This is a genomic window from Iamia sp. (assembly GCF_035575815.1).
Taxonomy (GTDB): Bacteria; Actinomycetota; Acidimicrobiia; order Acidimicrobiales; family Iamiaceae; genus Iamia.
This window is the reverse complement of sequence record NZ_DATLXO010000011.1, coordinates 41,717-57,716: the sequence shown is the minus strand read 5'-3', so window position 1 is coordinate 57,716 and position 16,000 is coordinate 41,717. Positions and strand designations below refer to the sequence as shown.

The window sequence follows — 16,000 nt, the reverse complement described above, 5'->3', positions numbered from 1 at the left end:
CGACCGGCCGCAGCGCTAGAAGACCTTGATCGTGTAGGTCACGCTGCGGGCCGCCTGCGGGCCGTCGGCGACCCGCCAGAACCGCACCGTGATCTGCACGGCGCCGGTGTCGTACTCGCTCACGGCCTTGCCCGGCCCCGGCTGGTACTTGACCAGGTTCTTGTTGTTGGGGCGGGGGCCCAGGTTCCGTTGGTCCTCCGGGAGCTGTTCGAAGGCCTCGCTGCCGGGCTCGATGGCGCCGAGCATCTGCTCCTCGGGGATGGCCACCCCGTCGATCACCAGCCGGCCGTCGTAGCCGGGCTCCAGCTCGACGCCGACGGGCGCCTGGCGGGTGACCTGGCCGCCGGGGCGGGGGTCGTAGGCAACGATCGCGGCATCGGCCCCCTCGCCCTCGGAACCCCCGCCGCTGCGGGCGGCCACGGCGATGCATGCGACGGCGACGCCGACGAGGGCGACGATCACCAAGCGGCGCCACGAGAACAGCGGCTGGGGGAGCGGGTCGCGGATCTCCGACGGGTCGCGCACCCGCACATCGCCACCGCCGGGGGCGGCGAGGTCGTCGCCCGACGGCTCGTCGCGGTCTCCCGATGGAGGTGAGGTGTCGTCCATTGCCCGTCCATGGTGCCCGCGAACCGGCACCGGTCCGACATCGGGAGAGGTGCACGGTCGCGCCCGACGTGGCCGGTACCCGCCGCCGGTGGCGATGTCCCGCACGACCGAGCGCACTGGCTGATCCCGACGGGTTGCCAACGGTCCGAGGTGACGAGGAGCACAGCGACGCCTCTCGCGCATTGACCCGCGGGTCAAGTACCGTGAGCACAATGGCCGAGGACGGGACGAGCGAGGCCCGAACCCTTCCGGATCGGCCAGCGAGAGGCGCGGCCGACGACCGTCCCGCGCTGGTGACGGACCGCTCGCCCCGCACGATCCTCGTCACCCTGCTGCTGGGCCTCTTCACCGTGAACGTGACGGTGACGATCCTGGCCGTCTCGATCCCGCGCATCTCCGACGACCTCGGGGCCAGCCAGAGCACGCTCATCTGGGTCGTCAGCGGCCCGATCCTGGCCTTCGGCATCATCGGCCCCGCGGTCGGCAAGCTGGGCGACCTCTGGGGGCAGCGCCGGGTGTTCATCCTCGGCCTGGCCGGGGCCAGCGTCAGCGCCGCCGCGAGCGCGGTGGCGTGGAGCGCAGGGTCCCTCATCGCCTTCCGCGTGCTGGCGGCGGCCCAGGGAGCCGCCACCGGTCCGGCGTCGTTCGCCCTGATCGCCCTCGTGTTCCCCCGCTCCCGACGGGTCAAGGCCCTGGGCTGGTGGTCGATGGTGGCCGCCGGAGGCCCCGTCGTGGGCGTGGTGATCGGCGGTCCCCTGGTCTCCACCCTCGGCTGGCGGGCCATCTTCGCCGGACAGGTGCCGCTCACCATCGCCGCCCTCCTCGTCGCCGCCCGCGTGCTGCCCGAGACCCCCCGCCGGGGGGTGCGCGCCTTCGACTGGGGCGGCGCGGTGCTGCTCGCCCTGGCTGCCACGCCTCTGCTCGTGGCCCTCAACCTCGCCCCCGGCCGAGGCTGGTCGGACCCGATCGTCGTCGGGCTCCTGCTGCTCGCCCCCCTCGCGGCGGTGGGCTTCCTCGCCCACGAGGGCCGCACCCCCCACCCACTGCTGCCGCCGCGCTATCTCAAGCGGCGCAACTTCGCCCTGCCCATCTTGATGCTGGGCCTGATGAACGCCGCCTACATGGGCAGCTTCGTCCTGACCCCGCTGCTCATGCAGAACGTGCTCGGCTTCGACGAGACCCGCACCGGCCTGGTCTCGACGGCCCGCCCTCTGGCCTTCGCCATCGCCGGGCCGCTCGCCGCCCTCGCCGTGGCCCGGCTGGGCGAGCGGATGGCGGGGATGGGCGGCGCCGCCGCGATCGTCGCCTCGATGGTGTGGATGTCGACGATCGGTCGCAGCACGCCGACGGTGGTGATCGTCGGGGGCCTCGCCCTCGCCGGGGTCGCCATGGGGATCTCGAACCCGGCCATGTCCTCGACAGTGGCCCACGCGGTCGACGAGGCCGACCTCGGCGTCGCCGGCGCCGCCCAGCAGATGATCGTGCAGGTGGGGGTCACCTTCGGGATCCAGATGATGCAGACCGTCCAGCAGGTGCGCGCGCCCTCAGCCGGGCTGCGCGACAGCTACTCGCAGGCCTACCTGGCGGCTGCGGTGCTGGCCGTCCTCTGCGTCGTCGCCGCGGGCGGCGTCCGCCGCAGCTCACGCACCAAGCACCCCGTCGACGAGGTCCCCGACCACGCTGATGCGGTGGAAGCCGAGCTCTCCGGCGTCCCGGTCCCCTCCGCCACCCCCACCCTCAGCGACTGATCCCGTACCAGGACGTCGCCCACGGAGGAGGGGGCGTCCTCCACGACCGCCCTCACCCACCACCTCCTCTCAAACTGCGTACCTGAGTCGCACCCGGCGCGACTCAGGTACGCAATTCGGGGTGGACGACGGGAAACGAACGGGCCCGGCGACACCGGCGGGCCGCTGACCGACGACGACCGGGCCTGGGCCGACGAGATTCTGGACACCGCGCCGCGCCGTCGGGGCTCGGCCGCTTGACGCCCGGCATCACCCTCGACGCGGGTGCGCTGATCGCATTGGACCGCAACGATCGCCGGATGGTGGTCCTCCTGGCGCGAACGGGGGAGACGCGCGCTCGCGTGACCGTCCCGGCGACGGCGCTCGCTCAGGCCATCCGACGACCCGAGTGTCAGGACCGCTTGGCCCGCCTGATCCGGCAACCGACCACCGACGTCGTCGAGCTCGACCGTCTCGACGCCACGAACGTGGGGCGGCTGCTCGCGGCCAGTGGCACCGCCGATGTCGTCGATGCGCACGTGGTCATCTGCGCCCGCCGCCGCCAGCAGCGGGTCGCAACGTCTGACCCCGACGACCTCCGACTCCTCGACCCGGCGCTCGAGCTGGTCACTGTCTGATCTGATCGGAGGCGGCCATCGGACATGGAACGCGCCCGGCCCGGTGGCTCCGTTAGTCGGTGATGGCCTTGATCTTGCCGGCGATCTCGAGCTGCACGGGGTCGACGGCACCGGTCTGCATGGCCATCAGCTTGGTCATGTCGCCGGTGACGCTGATCTGGCCGGACATGAACGCCGCCATGCCCGCCTGCGGGTTGCCGTCGACGAGGATCGCCTGGGCCACGCCGTAGGGAAGGGTGACGGTCAGCTGAGGTGAGTCGACGTGGCCGAGGTCCATCTCCATCTCGCCCTCGGTCGAATCCATGTGCGCCTGCACGACCCCACCGGCGCCGACGCCGTCGGGGCACTCCTTGATGATCAGGTTCATCTTGATCACGTGCGGAGGGGCCCCGGCCTTGCCGCGGTACTCCTCGCGGATGGCCTGGGCGGCGTCGAGCCACTCGTCACTCAGGAACTGCGCCACGGGGACTCCTCGGTGGGTTGCGCACGGGATCGCCGCACGTTACCCGCAGGTAACGAACGCCGCGGTGACGCACCGGCGCCCGAAAGGGGCCGTCGGACCCGGCTCGCGCGGGGCGACAGGGCGTCAGCTCGGCAGCAGGATCCGACGGGCGATCTGCTCGTCCGCGGCGAGCGAGCAGACCACGAAGCGACCCACGAACGCGGCGAGATCATCAGCGCCCATGGCGACGCGACCGGTCCGGTGGAAGTGGCCGAAGTACCCGACGGCACCGATCACCCCGTAGGCGAGCAGCAGGGGATCCTCGTCGCGGATCGTGCCCTCCGCGATGCCCTCGGCCACGATGGCCGACACGTCGGTGGCGTGGACCTCGGTGCCCTGGCGCAACACGTCGGCGAACTTCTTGTCGAGGTTCTCGACTTCGATGAGCGAGAAGAAGTGGGCGTGGCTCGACATGTAGGCGACCGACGCCTCGGCGCCCTGGCGGATGCGCCGCAGAGGCTCGGCGTCGAGGTCGATGGCCTCGCCCTGCGCCCGGCGCAGGCGCAGGCGGTTCTCCTGAACGAGGTCCCGGAAGAGGGCCTCCTTGTTCTCGAAGTACCAGTAGAAGAGACCCTTGGCCACTCCAGCCCGCTCGACGATGTCGACGATGCGCGTCTCGTCGTAACCCCGCTCGGCGAACAGCTCGGCGGCCGCCTCGATGAGCTGGAGCTTGCGCTCCCGGCCCTGGTTGGTCAGCTGGCGCGCCACGGCCACGGGCTGGTCGATGTCGGGCGGCACGGAGCCAATCTACTGACCACCGGGTCAGGACGGGAGCCGTCCCGGCGAGCGCCATGACTGGCGATGGCGGCCGGGACCGCGGCGGTGGGCCACCATGGTGCGCCCAACCGACCGGAGGAGACGAGACGTGAGCGAGCACGGCGAGCGAACCGAACAGCACGGGCTCTCTGACGGCGGAGCCTGCGGAAGCCTCCGCGCTCATTGGTGCCCGGCGACAGGAACCCGACCGGACGTGGCCCGCGACCCGATGGTGCGCTGATGAGCGCACCGATCATCGAGGGAGCCGAGCCCTTCCACGCAGAGGGCGATGACCGGGGCGCACTGGTCGTCCACGGGTTCACCGGCAACCCGGCCTCGATGCGGGGCGTGGCCGAGGCCTTGGCCGCCGAGGGCTTCACCGTCGACCTCCCGCTGCTGCCCGGTCACGGGACCGCGGTCGCCGACATGATGGAGACCGGTTTCGCCGACTGGCTGAGCGAGGCGGAGCGGGCCTACGCGTCGCTCGTCGAGCGCTGCCGGTCCGTCGCCGTCGTGGGCCTGTCGATGGGCGGGGCGCTGACCGCGTGGTTGGCCTCCGAGCACCCCGAGATCGCCGGGATCGCCTGCCTGAACGCGGTCGTGAGCCCCCCGGACGGCATGCGCGACGCGGTGGAGGAGATGCTCGCCGGTGGTGCGTTGGTGATGCCCGGCATCGGCTCCGACATCGCCAAGGAGGGGGTGGTCGAGTCGGCCTACGCCGACACGCCGTTGCGCCCGTTGCTCACCCTCTTCGACGCTGCCGCCGAGCTCGAGACGCGCCTGGGGCGCATCGCCTGCCCCGTGCTGATCGTGACCAGCCCCCAGGACCACGTGGTCGACCCGACCAACGGTGACGTGCTCGCCGGCTCCGTGGCCGGACCCGTCGAGCGGTTCACCGCCGCCGACAGCTTCCACGTGGTGACCCTCGACCACGATGGCCCCGCCGTGATCGAGACCGTCACCGACTTCTGTGCCCGCGTCACCGCCTAAATGGCCGACGGCCCGGCTCAGCGGTCCGCATCACTCCGGCGCACGGACGACCGCCATCACCCCGGTGATGGCGGTCGTCTCGGTGCGGTCTGCGTCGATGGCCTCGAGGGCAGGCACTCTCGGCCGCGACCTGGGACCGACGACGGATGCGATCGGCCGGTGCCACGAGCTGATGCCTGGGCGGCCGGTCAACCACGGCCACGGTGTACCCATGCGGCCAGGTCCGGCTTGACGAGCTCCGGCCACCCGTTCGTCGTAGCGGCGCACGCCTCGATCCAAGTCTGCGTGCGCTCCGTCACGCCCCCCGGGTTCGGTCGGCCCCTCCGCTGCGCGATCGCCGTGCCAGGTGTGGCCCGCGGCCTCCACCAGCTCCGCCATCCGATGCCGATGCATGTTCCGCCAGGTGGTGGTTCATGGACAGCGCGGCGTCGCGCGGATCACGACCGACGCACACGTAGGTGGGTCGATCGTCAAATGGAACCCCGTCCAGAGGGGTGTGGGTCTTGAGGAACCGGCGGTGCTCCTGGTCCTCTAGCGCCCGGCGCACGTCTTCGATCGGCCGGGTCCTCATGTCCAGCCAGGTCGAGAGCTCCGACAGCGGGGCGGGCAGCTCGACGGCGTCGAAGACGAGCAGGGCGCACAACATCTGCGTCCCGGTCGTGCCTGACTTCGACGGGCCGAGATCACGAGGTCACCGGGCGGAAGCCGAAGCCCTCCCAACGCCGGTTGTCGGCGTCGTCACCGGCGTACCGCCGCCGGCGGCGCGGGTGTCCCTGGGTTCCGATGTCGCGTTCGATGGCGGCATCGTGGCGCAGCATGAGCGGGCGGGCAGGACGCACGTGGGGTGGGGCGGCTCAGGCCGCGTCGGGCGGAGAGCCCGGGGCCGGCCGCCAGCCCAGAACCCGGGAGGCGAGGGGCAGGAGCCGATGGTCGACGATCAGGCCGCCGAAGTAGCGCTCGTGGCGGTCCTCGGTCCCGGCCATCTCGGCCAGCCGGGGCAGGTAGCCGTCGAGGCCGGCCCGAGAGGCGTGGACCGCCGCCTGCTCGTACTGGTCGATGTTGGCGGCCTCCAGCCGTCCGGCGGCGTAGAGCGGGCCGAACCAGCCGCCCACGAAGCACAGGGCCCCGAAGAACCGGCCGATGCTCCACATGAGCGCTTCACGCCACCTTTGGGGCCCGCTGCCCAGCTCGGTCAGGATCTCGCCGACCATGTGCCGGTGATGCCACTCCTCGATCTCGATGCGGCGGATCTCGGCTCGGGCATCGGCCCGGTGGGCCCGCCGCAGCGACCGCCAGTGGCCCCGGTAGGCGAGGGCGGCGGCCAGCTCACCGGCATGGGCCGCCTGCAGGATCGCCACGAAGGAGGCGCGATCGGCGGCCACGTCGTTTGAGCTGAGTTGGGAGGGGCCTGTGCTCTCGGTGATGCGCCATCTTGGCACCGGTCGCACCGCCTCCGGCCTTTGGGCCGTGCTCTTCGCCGTGTGCGGCGTGGTCCTGATCGTCACCAGCCTGGGGTGCTGAGGGCGCGGCCGAGCCTCCACCTCGCGGATCCGCCCGGGTCCGCCTTCGGGGCCCAGGGGGGCATCGGCCTACCATCGCCCTCATGTCTGAGAGCATTACCCGCGACGACGTGGCCCACGTGGCCCGCCTGGCCCGGCTCGCGCTGACCGACGACGAGCTCGACACCTTCACCGGCCAGCTGGCGGCCGTGCTCGACCACGCCCGCGACGTCGAAGCCCTCGACCTGGCCGACGTGGCGCCCACTGCCCACCCGCTGGCCCTCGGCACCGTGCTGCGTCCCGATGTCGTGGGGCCGACCCTCGACCGCGACGAGGTGCTGGCCTGCGCCCCGCAGGCCGAGGGCGGCCGCTTCCGCGTGCCGGCGATCCTGGGCGAGGCGCCGTGACCCCCACCGCCGCGACCGGCGCCCGCTGATGTCGGAGTCGTTCATCTCCGCACGGGAGATCGCGGCCGGGGTCCGATCCGGGGAGTGGACGGCGCGCCAGCTCGTCGACGAGCACCTCGCCGCCATCGCGGCCGGCGACGGCGAGATCCACGCCTTCCTCCACGTCGACGTCGAGGGCGCCCGCGCCGCGGCCGACGCCGTCGACGCCCAGGTCGCGGCGGGCGAGGACCCCGGTCCGCTCGCCGGCGTGCCCGTCGCCCTGAAGGACAACCTGACCACCCGGGGAGTGCCGACCACGTGTTCGTCGCGGATCCTCGAGGGCTGGCGCCCACCGTACGACGCCACGGTCGTGGCCCGCCTGGCCGCGGCGGGGGCGGTGGCCGTCGGCAAGACGAACCTCGACGAGTTCGCCATGGGCAGCTCGACGGAGAACTCCGCCTTCGGCCCCACCCGCAACCCGCATGACACCACCCGGGTGCCGGGTGGCTCGTCGGGGGGCAGCGCGGCGGCCGTCGCCGCCGGGTTCGCCCCCGTCTCGCTCGGCTCGGACACCGGCGGGTCGATCCGCCAACCCGCCGCGCTCTGCGGGGTGGTGGGGCTCAAGCCGACCTACGGTCGGGTCAGCCGCTACGGGTTGATCGCCTTCGCCTCCAGCCTCGACCAGGTCGGCCCCTTCGCCCGCACCGTCAGCGACGCGGCGCTCGTCCTGGAGGTCATCGGCGGACACGACCCCATGGACGCCACGTCCACCACCGAAGATCAGCCCGACTACGGCGCCCACCTCGACGACGGTGTCGACGGCCTGCGGGTCGGCGTCATCACCGAAATGCTCGAGATGGAGGGCGTCGCCTCCGAGGTGGTGGCCCAGGTGCGGGCCGCGGCCGAGGCCCTCGCCGGCGCCGGGGCGAAGGTCACCGAGGTCTCGGTGCCGGCGGTGACCTACGGGCTCTCCGCCTACTACCTCATCGCCCCGGCCGAGGCGTCGAGCAACCTGGCCCGCTTCGACGGCGTGCGCTACGGCCTCCGCGTCGACGCCCCGACCACGCACGAGATGATGGTCGCCACCCGCACCCAGGGGTTCGGCGCCGAGGTGAAGCGCCGCATCATGCTCGGCACCTACGCCCTCTCGGCCGGCTACTACGACGCCTTCTACGGCCAGGCCCAACGGGTTCGCACCCTGATCACCCGGGACCTCGCCGCTGCCTACGAAGAGGTGGACGTGCTGCTGTCGCCCACGTCGCCGACCACGGCCTTCGCCCTCGGCGACAAGACGGGTGACCCGCTCACCATGTACCTCAACGACGTGTGCACGATCCCGTCGAACCTCTCGGGCGACCCGGCCATCTCGGTGCCCTACGGCACCGGCTCCGACGGCCTGCCCATCGGCGTCCAGGTGATGGCCACCGCCCTGGCCGAGGTCGACCTGTTCCGCACCGCACGCGTCCTCGAGGGAGCGCGGCCATGAGCATCACGTCCTCCGACCCCGCCCGCCGCCCTGAGGGCGCCGGCTCCGCCGCCACGGTGGTCTACAGCACCGTCGACTCCGACGAGATCCACACCGTCACCGCCGGCGGGACCACCTACGAGCTGGTGTGCGGCCTCGAGGTCCACGCCGAGCTGGCCACCGCCACCAAGATGTTCTCGGGCGCACCGAACCACTTCGGCGACGCCCCGAACACCAACATCGACCCCGTCACCCTGGGCCTGCCCGGCACCCTGCCGGTGGTCAACGAGAAGGCGGTCGAGCTCGCCATCCGCTTCGGCCTGGCCGTCGGCGCCGAGATCCGCCGCTCGGTCTTCGCCCGCAAGAACTACTTCTACCCCGACATGCCGAAGGACTTCCAGATCTCCCAGTACGACCTCCCCATCGTGAGCGAGGGCACCATCGAGCTGCCCGGGGGCCACGTCGTCGGCCTCGAACGGGCGCACCTCGAGGAGGACACCGGCAAGTCCGCGCACGTCCACCGACCCCGCCCAGCCGCCCCAGGGGCCGTCGCCTCCGGCGACGCCGACCCATCTCGGCGGGGCGATGGCCGCATCACCGGCGCGGATCACTCCCTCGTCGACTACAACCGCGCCGGCGTCCCGCTGCTCGAGATCGTCTCGCGGCCCCACGTCCGCAGCCCCGAACAGGCCCGCCAGTACGTCTCGGAGCTGCGCTCGATCCTGGTCGCAGCGGGGGTGAGCGACGGCAAGATGGAGGAGGGGTCGCTGCGCGTCGACGCCAACGTCTCGGTGCGCCCCGTGGGCTCGGACGGCCTCGGCACCCGCTGCGAGGTCAAGAACCTCAACTCGTTGCGCAGCCTCGGCCGGGCCATCGAGCACGAGGCCCGACGCCAGGCCGACATCCTCGCCGCCGGTGGGGCGATCGAGCAGCAGACCCGGCACTGGAACGAGGCGACGGGGCGCACCAGCACCATGCGCTCCAAGGAGGAGGCCGACGACTATCGCTACTTCCCCGAGCCCGACCTGCTGCCCATCGACCCCGACCCCGCCTGGATCGCCGAGATCGGCGCCGCCCTGCCGCCCATGCCCGCCGCCCGCCGAGCCGCGCTGGCGGCCGCCACCGGGGTGACCCTGCCCGATGAGACCGTGGCCCTGCTCGTCGAGCGCGACCAGGACGCCCAGGCCACCGCCGCCGTCTCCGCCGGCGCGGACCCGGCTCGCGTGCTGGTGCACGTCAGCCAGAACCTCTCCGGCGAGGGAGGCTCAGATGTCGCCCCGGAGCGCATCGCTGCCCTCGTCGGGCTGGAGACCTCCGGCGCCCTCACCGCCACCCAGGCCAAGACGGTGCTGGCCGAGATGGTCACCTCCGACGCTGCGCCGGCCGACATCGCCACGGCTCGGGGCTTCGAGGCCATGGACACCGGGGCGCTCGAGGCCATGATCGACGAGGTCATCACCGGCCACGAGGACGAGTGGGAGCAGTTCCGCACCGGCGACGACAAGGCCCGGGGCAAGCTCACCGGGTTCTTCGTCGGCCAGGTGATGCGGGCCAGCAAGGGCCAAGCCGACGGCAAGGCCGTCACCGCCCTGCTCCGCTCCCGCGCCAGCCTCTGACCCCGGTCCCCACCGCAACCGGTCGCGATCGGCGTGCCTGGGGCGACGGGATCCGCGGCCAGTTCGGCCGAGGTCTCGAACTGGACGCGATCGGCGTGCCGGAAGCGACGGGATCCGCAACCAGTTACGGGCGAACGGACGGCGACCGGGCCGCCGGGCGTCGGGTCGGTGACCGACGCCACATACGGAACGCTTGAGTTTCGGAACTAGATGGTCTTGGATGGCGGGAATGGACGCCGCCACCATCCACCGCCGGCGCTGGATCGGGCTGCTCGTCTGTTGCCTGAGCCTGTTGGTCATTGGACTCGACAACACGATCCTCAACGTGGCCCTGCGCACGCTGGCCGACGACCTCGACGCCAACACCGGCCAGCTGCAGTGGATCGTCGACGGCTACACGCTCGTGTTCGCCGGGCTGCTGCTCACCGCCGGCAGCCTCGGCGACCGCTACGGCCGACGTTCGGCCCTGTCGGCCGGGCTCGTCGTCTTCTGCGCCGGCTCGGTGCTCTCGGCCTTCGCCACCGCGCCGATCCACCTCATCGGCACACGATCGCTCATGGGCGTGGGCGGGGCGTTGATCATGCCCTCGACGCTGTCACTGCTGACCAGCTTGTTCCCCGACCCGAAGGAGCGGGCCCGGGCCATCGGGGTGTGGGCCGGCGTGTCGGGCATCGGCATCGCCGTCGGCCCCCTGCTCGCTGGCTGGCTGCTCGAGCACTACTCGTGGCACTCGGTGTTCCTCGTGAACATACCGGTCACGCTCGTCGCCCTCCCGGCCGGCTACTTCCTGCTGCCCAACAGCCGTGCTGAGACCAGCTCCAAGATCGACCCGGTCGGCGCCGTGCTGTCGATCGTCGGGCTGGTGGCGCTGGTTTTTGCCATCATCGAGGCCCCCGTGAAGGGCTGGTCGGACCCGACGGTGGCCTCCGCCTTCGTCGTGGCCGTGATGGTGCTCGGCACCTTCGTCTGGTGGCAGCTGCGCTCGGATCACCCCATGCTCGACGTCGCTTCTTTCAGAACCGTCGCTTCACCGCCGCCAGCCTGGCGGTGACGATGGTGTTCTTCGCCCTGTTCGGGTCGATGTTCGTCATCACCCAGTTCATGCAGTACGTGCTCGGCTACTCGCCCCTCCAGGCCGGGATCCGCTCGGTGCCGATCGCTGCCGTGTTGATGACCGTCGGGCCGCTCTCGGCCCGCATCGTCGAGAAGGTGGGCACCAAGCTGGTCGTCGGCGCCGGCATGACGTTCGTGGCGACGGGGCTGGCCGTCGCCTCCACCGCCACCCCCGAGCTGGGCTACCTGGCCCGCCTGCTGCCGGCCCAGCTGTTGATGGGCGCCGGCATGGCGCTGGCCATGGCGCCCGCCACCGAGTCGATCATGGGCTCGCTGCCACGCGACAAGGCCGGCGTCGGCTCCGCGGTGAACGACACCACCCGGCAGATCGGCGGTGCCCTCGGCGTGGCCATCATCGGCAGCGCCCTCGCCGGCACCTACCGCCCTGGCGTCGAGGACCGGCTCGGCTCGACCTTCAGCGCCATCGGCGCCCGCCCGGGTGGCGCCGAGGCCGCCGGCGCGGTGTCGGACTCCATCACCGGCGCCTTCTCGGTGGCCGCTCGGGCCGGCGGCGATCCTCAGCTGATCGACACGACCGCCGGGCGCGAGATCGCCGCCGCGGCCCAGGACGCCTTCGCTGCCTCGATGGGTCGCAGCTTGCTCATCGGCGCCGCCTTCGCCCTCGTGGGTGCGGTCATCGCCCTCGTGTTCCTGCCCGCTCGCGCCGCCGACCCGCTGGCCGATGCCGGCCCGGCCGGCGACGACGACCGGTCCGGCGCCGAACGGCGGGATCCCTCGGGCGAGGGCGGCGAGCCCGAGGTCGCCCCGATCCCGGTCATCACCGGCGACGGCGGCGCCGGCGCCCTGGCCGGTGCCGGGGGCCAGGTGGTCGACTGATGCCCGTGGCCGCCACGTCCGAGCCGATCACCACCCGCCGCGCCGGGCGGCCCCGCGACCCCGGCGCCGATGGGGCGATCCTGCGGGCGACTCTCGACCTGGTGGCCGAGGTCGGCCTGTCGGGTCTCACCGTGGACGCCGTGGCGGCCCGCGCCGGGGTCGGCAAGGCCACCATCTACCGACGGTGGCCGAGCAAGGAGGCGCTGCTCTTCGTGGCGGTGGCCACCCTGTCCGAGGAGCCGCCGGTGCCCGACACCGGCTCGGTGCGCGGCGATCTGATGGAGCTCTTTGCGGGCATGATCGACCGCTTCGCGGATGAGCGCAGCGGTCGCCTGGTCGTGGAGATGGCCGCGGCCGCGGCTCAGGACCCGGCTCTGCTCGAGCTCCAGCGCGAGTTCGTCGACCGTCGCCGCCGGAGCGGGCGGGGCATCCTCCGCCGGGCCGTCGCCCGCGGCGAGCTCGGCCCCGATGTCGACGTCGACCTGGTGCTCGACCTGATCGTGGGCCCGGCGGCCTACCGCTGCTTCCTCTCGCACCAGCCCATCACGCCCGACCTGCTGGTCCGCGCCCTCGACCTGGTGCTCGCCGGTCTGGCCGGCACCGCGCCCGAGGTCGATCGGAGCCCAGGTCCGGGCTGAGCGCGCCACGGTCGGCGGGAGGGAAGGACCCCCGTGGCGCTGATCGTCGGCGTCGGGCCTGGATGCGCCTAGCATCAGCGTCGGCCCGACGGAGGATCTGGTGCACCAGTGAGCGAGCAGTGAGCGACAAGGGGGATAGCCCGCTGAAGGGCGGCATGTCGGTCCCGGGCTACGAGGTCGAGCGGGAGCTCGGCCGGGGCGGCTTCGCCGTCGTCTACCGGGCCAACCAGCCCAAGCTGCGCCGCACCGTCGCCCTGAAGGTGCTCACCAACGTCGACCCGTCCGACGACGACGCCAAGCGCCGGTTCGAGGCCGAGTGCCAGGCCATCGGCTCGCTCTCGTGGCACCCTCACGTCGTCACCGTGTACGACGCCGGCGCCACCGAGGACGGCCTCCCGTTCCTGGCGATGGAGCACCTGCCGTCGGGCTCGTTGCAGGCGAAGCTCGGTGACCACGGTCGGGCCCCGTGGGAGGAGGTCCTGCGGGTCGCGGTGCAGATGTGCGACGCCCTCGGCGCCGCCCACCAGGCGGGCATCCTGCATCGCGACATCAAGCCGGCCAACGTGCTGGCGTCGCGCATCGGCGACTACAAGCTGGCCGACTTCGGCATCGCCCGCTTCGGCGACAGCCAGCGCACCGCCACCGGGGTCATCACCGGCACCGTGGCCTACACCGCTCCCGAGGTGCTCCGCGGCGCCCGGGCCTCCGCCGCCAGCGACCTCTACGCCCTCGGCGCCATGCTCTGTGCGGTGGCCAGCGGGCGCACCCCGTTCGTCAAGGACGCCGATGAGTCCGTCGTGGCCATCATGTACCGGGTCAACACCGAGGACCCGCCGCCGCTCGTCGAGCACGACGTGCCCGACGACGTCGCCCTGCTTATCCACACGCTGATGGACAAGGACCCCGAGAAGCGCCCGGCCTCCGCCCTCGAGGTCGCGCAGTGGGCGCAGCACCTCCAAGAGCGGCGTGGCGTCCAGTCGGTCCCCCTCCACACCGACCCCGACCTGATGCCCGGGCTCCCGGCCGCGGCTCTCGCCGTCGGCGCCGCCACAGCCGGGACGGGGGTGGGCTCCGCCGCCGCTGGGCCCCAGGCGACGCCCCCACCGGCGCCCTCGCCCCACCCGAGCCCGACGCCGCCGCCCCCCCCGGCGGCCCACGGTCAGGGTCCGCCCGCCTGGTACCCCGCTCCCACCCCTCCGCCGCAGCCTGCGTCCTGGGGCCAGGGGACACCGGCGCCGCCACCTGCGTCCTGGGGCCAACCGACGCCTGCGCCGCAGTCCGCCGCCGGTCCGGGCCCGGCCACCGGCTACGGGGTCCAGGGGCACGACCCGCAGACCGGCGGGTACGGCGCCCCGACGGGCGGCCACCCGCCCGCGGCTCAGACCGGCGCCTACTCGCCGGCCACCGGCGGCTACAGCTACGGCGATGGGGGCACCGGATCGTCCGGTGGCGGCGGAAGTGGCGGTGGCGGCAAGGTCGTCGCCATCGTGGCGGTCATCGCCCTGGTGGCGGTCATCTTGATCATCGCCCTCGCCGCCATTGTGGGTGGCGGCGGCGACTCGTCTGCGGAGTCCACCACGACCACCACCGAGGGCGCCACGACCTCCACCACCGAGGAGACCACGACCTCCACCACCGAGGAGACCACGACCGAGTCGACCGCGCCGGCGGGGCCCGGCGAGCCGTACCCCGCGGCCGTGCGCGAGACCTTCATCGACGAGTGCGTGAGAACCGGCGGCACCACCGAGACCTGCACCTGCGGCATCGACGGCATCGAGGAGATCCTCACCCTCGAGGAGTTCGAGGCGCTCGACGAGCAGTTCCGCTCGAGCGGCGGCAGCGAGCTCCCTCCCCAGCTTCAGGACGTGCTGGAGAGCTGCATCTGAGCGGTTCGCGGGTCGAGGAGCCGAACTGGTGGCCCTGCGCAACCTCCGGTCGGACATGCTGCGGAGATGGGCCTCACCTACCGCGTCCCGCACCCTGAGGAGCTCGAGCACTTCACCCGCCCGGTGTGGCGTGGGTTCGGCGAGCCGTCCCCCAGCCCGGAGATGATCGAGGATGAGGCGATGCTGTGGGAGCCGGCGCGCAGCATCGGTGCCCTCGAGGGCGACGAGTGGGTCGGCGGCACCGGCACCTTCACCATGGACCTCACCCTGCCGGGCGGGGCGAAGGTCGCCGCCGCCGGGGTGACGATGGTGGGCGTGGCCCCCACCCACCGGCGCCGGGGCATCCTCACCGAGCTCATGACCCGTCAGATGGACGACATCGCCAGCGGGCCCGAACCCGTCGTGATCCTCACCGCCTCGGAGGCCGTGATCTACGGCCGCTACGGGTACGGGCTGGCCACCCAGGGCGTGCGGCTGCGCCTCGACCCGGCCCGCGCCGCGTTCCGGGCCGACGCCCCGCCGCCGCCGGCCGGTCGGCTTCGACAGGTCACCATCGACGAGGCCCGCGCCGCGCTGCCCGACGCGTACGAGGGCCTCCGCTCCCGGCGCCCCGGCTCGGTGGCCCGCTCCCACGCCTGGTGGGAGACCCACGTGTTCGGTGACCGACCGTTCCGCCGCGACGGGGGCAGTGCCCTCTACGTGCTCGTGCACGAGGACGCGAGCGGTGCCGTCGACGGCTGGGCCACGTACCGGGCCGTCTTCGACTGGGGTGACCGCCTGCCGGGCAGCACGTTGCGGGTCGAGGGCTTCGAGGCTGTCGACGACGCGGTGCAGGTGGCACTGTGGCGCGGCCTGCTCGACCACGACCTCTACGTCGAGGTCGACGTGTTCCACGCCCCGCTCGACGACCCCCTGCGGTGGGCGTTGCGCGACCCCCGGCGGCTGCGGGCCTCGGAGGTCACCGACTGGTTGTGGCTGCGGATCCTCGACGTGCCCGCCGCCCTCGGACCGCGCTGGTGGGGCACCGCCGGGGCCATCGTGGTCGAGGTGGTCGACACCTTCCGGCCGGCCTCCGGCGGTCGCTTCCTGATCGAGGCCGACGCCACCGGCGCCGGGCACGTGGATCCCACCGACCGTCCGGCCGATGTCGTGCTCGGTGCTGAGGAGCTCGGCGCCGTCGCCCTCGGGGGCGTGGCGCCGTCGGTCCTGGCTCGGGTCGGTCGCGTCCGGGCGGAGCGCCCCGGCGCGCTGGCGACGGCTGACGCGCTGTTCCGCTCCGAGGTCGCGCCCCACTGCACCACCATGTTCTGACCTCCACAGCTTCGTACGGATGTTGTC

General features: G+C 72.7%; 15 protein-coding genes and 1 pseudogene. 11 read left to right on the top strand and 5 right to left on the bottom strand.

Annotated features, from left to right (window positions below; translation table 11 throughout):
• Window positions 1-15 precede the first annotated feature (15 nt).
• A complete protein-coding gene (locus tag VNL12_RS00850; RefSeq protein WP_325590696.1) occupies window positions 16-609 on the bottom strand; it encodes a hypothetical protein in 594 nt (197 codons plus the stop codon).
• A 293-nt stretch (window positions 610-902) separates the two neighbouring features.
• Here VNL12_RS00850 and VNL12_RS00845 point away from each other — a divergent pair, with 293 nt between their 5' ends.
• Both VNL12_RS00845 and VNL12_RS00840 read left to right on the top strand, forming a co-directional pair.
• Complete coding sequence (locus tag VNL12_RS00845) at window positions 903-2,357, top strand: MFS transporter (protein ID WP_325590694.1); 1,455 nt, start codon at window positions 903-905, stop codon at window positions 2,355-2,357.
• A 299-nt stretch (window positions 2,358-2,656) separates the two neighbouring features.
• The gene (locus VNL12_RS00840) at window positions 2,657-2,974 is read left to right on the top strand and encodes a hypothetical protein (RefSeq protein ID WP_325590692.1); all 318 of its coding nucleotides are present in this window, start codon (window positions 2,657-2,659) and stop codon (window positions 2,972-2,974) included.
• A gap of 52 nt (window positions 2,975-3,026) precedes the next feature.
• Here the strand turns inward: VNL12_RS00840 and VNL12_RS00835 are convergent, their stop codons facing one another.
• Complete coding sequence (locus tag VNL12_RS00835; RefSeq protein WP_325590690.1) at window positions 3,027-3,437, bottom strand: hypothetical protein; 411 nt, start codon at window positions 3,435-3,437, stop codon at window positions 3,027-3,029.
• Between the two features lie 123 nt (window positions 3,438-3,560).
• Complete coding sequence (locus tag VNL12_RS00830) at window positions 3,561-4,214, bottom strand: TetR/AcrR family transcriptional regulator (protein ID WP_325590689.1); 654 nt, start codon at window positions 4,212-4,214, stop codon at window positions 3,561-3,563.
• A 258-nt stretch (window positions 4,215-4,472) separates the two neighbouring features.
• Here VNL12_RS00830 and VNL12_RS00825 point away from each other — a divergent pair, with 258 nt between their 5' ends.
• Entirely contained in the window at window positions 4,473-5,222 is a 750-nt protein-coding gene (locus VNL12_RS00825; RefSeq protein WP_325590688.1) for an alpha/beta hydrolase, read from the top strand.
• 357 nt (window positions 5,223-5,579) lie between these two features.
• Here the strand turns inward: VNL12_RS00825 and VNL12_RS20735 are convergent.
• Together VNL12_RS20735 and VNL12_RS00815 are read right to left on the bottom strand one after the other, a co-directional pair.
• Window positions 5,580-6,007, bottom strand: a pseudogene (locus tag VNL12_RS20735) (sulfotransferase domain-containing protein); the annotation flags it as partial.
• 69 nt (window positions 6,008-6,076) lie between these two features.
• On the bottom strand, window positions 6,077-6,604 hold the full coding sequence (locus VNL12_RS00815; protein WP_325590684.1) for a demethoxyubiquinone hydroxylase family protein: 528 nt from the start codon (window positions 6,602-6,604) through the stop codon (window positions 6,077-6,079).
• Window positions 6,605-6,825: 221 nt separating this feature from the next.
• On the opposite strand from VNL12_RS00815, the gene gatC reads away from it, so the two are divergent.
• From gatC to VNL12_RS00775, 8 genes are all read left to right on the top strand, one after another.
• Window positions 6,826-7,128 carry an Asp-tRNA(Asn)/Glu-tRNA(Gln) amidotransferase subunit GatC gene (gene gatC, locus VNL12_RS00810; protein WP_325590682.1) on the top strand — a complete coding sequence of 101 codons (303 nt, stop codon included), beginning with the start codon at window positions 6,826-6,828 and terminating at the stop codon, window positions 7,126-7,128.
• 28 nt (window positions 7,129-7,156) lie between these two features.
• The gene (gene gatA, locus VNL12_RS00805) at window positions 7,157-8,593 is read left to right on the top strand and encodes an Asp-tRNA(Asn)/Glu-tRNA(Gln) amidotransferase subunit GatA (RefSeq protein ID WP_325590680.1); all 1,437 of its coding nucleotides are present in this window, start codon (window positions 7,157-7,159) and stop codon (window positions 8,591-8,593) included.
• Window positions 8,590-10,188 (top strand): Asp-tRNA(Asn)/Glu-tRNA(Gln) amidotransferase subunit GatB, encoded by a 1,599-nt coding sequence (gene gatB / locus VNL12_RS00800; RefSeq protein WP_325590678.1) that lies wholly within the window; start codon window positions 8,590-8,592, stop codon window positions 10,186-10,188. Before gatA ends, gatB begins: the two co-directional genes overlap by 4 nt.
• 229 nt (window positions 10,189-10,417) lie before the next feature.
• A complete protein-coding gene (locus tag VNL12_RS00795; RefSeq protein WP_325590676.1) occupies window positions 10,418-11,239 on the top strand; it encodes an MFS transporter in 822 nt (273 codons plus the stop codon).
• A complete protein-coding gene (locus VNL12_RS00790; protein ID WP_325590674.1) occupies window positions 11,158-12,138 on the top strand; it encodes an MFS transporter in 981 nt (326 codons plus the stop codon). The genes VNL12_RS00795 and VNL12_RS00790 overlap by 82 nt, the downstream gene beginning before the upstream one ends.
• A 5-nt stretch (window positions 12,139-12,143) precedes the next feature.
• Window positions 12,144-12,776 carry a TetR/AcrR family transcriptional regulator gene (locus VNL12_RS00785; protein ID WP_325590672.1) on the top strand — a complete coding sequence of 211 codons (633 nt, stop codon included), beginning with the start codon at window positions 12,144-12,146 and terminating at the stop codon, window positions 12,774-12,776.
• A 119-nt stretch (window positions 12,777-12,895) separates the two neighbouring features.
• Window positions 12,896-14,662 carry a serine/threonine-protein kinase gene (locus tag VNL12_RS00780; RefSeq protein ID WP_325590670.1) on the top strand — a complete coding sequence of 589 codons (1,767 nt, stop codon included), beginning with the start codon at window positions 12,896-12,898 and terminating at the stop codon, window positions 14,660-14,662.
• Between the two features lie 66 nt (window positions 14,663-14,728).
• A complete protein-coding gene (locus tag VNL12_RS00775; RefSeq protein ID WP_325590669.1) occupies window positions 14,729-15,973 on the top strand; it encodes a GNAT family N-acetyltransferase in 1,245 nt (414 codons plus the stop codon).
• The last annotated feature ends 27 nt before the right edge of the window (window positions 15,974-16,000 follow it).

Bases quoted from the DNA above. Each gene is read 5' to 3' on its own strand.
- gatC (WP_325590682.1), top strand. From the start codon at position 6,826: ATGTCTGAGAGCATTACCCGCGACGACGTGGCCCACGTGGCCCGCCTG.
- VNL12_RS00795 (WP_325590676.1), top strand. From the start codon at position 10,418: ATGGACGCCGCCACCATCCACCGCCGGCGCTGGATCGGGCTGCTCGTC.
- VNL12_RS00840 (WP_325590692.1), top strand. From the start codon at position 2,657: ATGGTGGTCCTCCTGGCGCGAACGGGGGAGACGCGCGCTCGCGTGACC.
- VNL12_RS00850 (WP_325590696.1), bottom strand. From the start codon at position 609: ATGGACGACACCTCACCTCCATCGGGAGACCGCGACGAGCCGTCGGGC.
- gatA (WP_325590680.1), top strand. From the start codon at position 7,157: ATGTCGGAGTCGTTCATCTCCGCACGGGAGATCGCGGCCGGGGTCCGA.
- gatB (WP_325590678.1), top strand. From the start codon at position 8,590: ATGAGCATCACGTCCTCCGACCCCGCCCGCCGCCCTGAGGGCGCCGGC.
- VNL12_RS00775 (WP_325590669.1), top strand. From the start codon at position 14,729: ATGGGCCTCACCTACCGCGTCCCGCACCCTGAGGAGCTCGAGCACTTC.
- VNL12_RS00825 (WP_325590688.1), top strand. From the start codon at position 4,473: ATGAGCGCACCGATCATCGAGGGAGCCGAGCCCTTCCACGCAGAGGGC.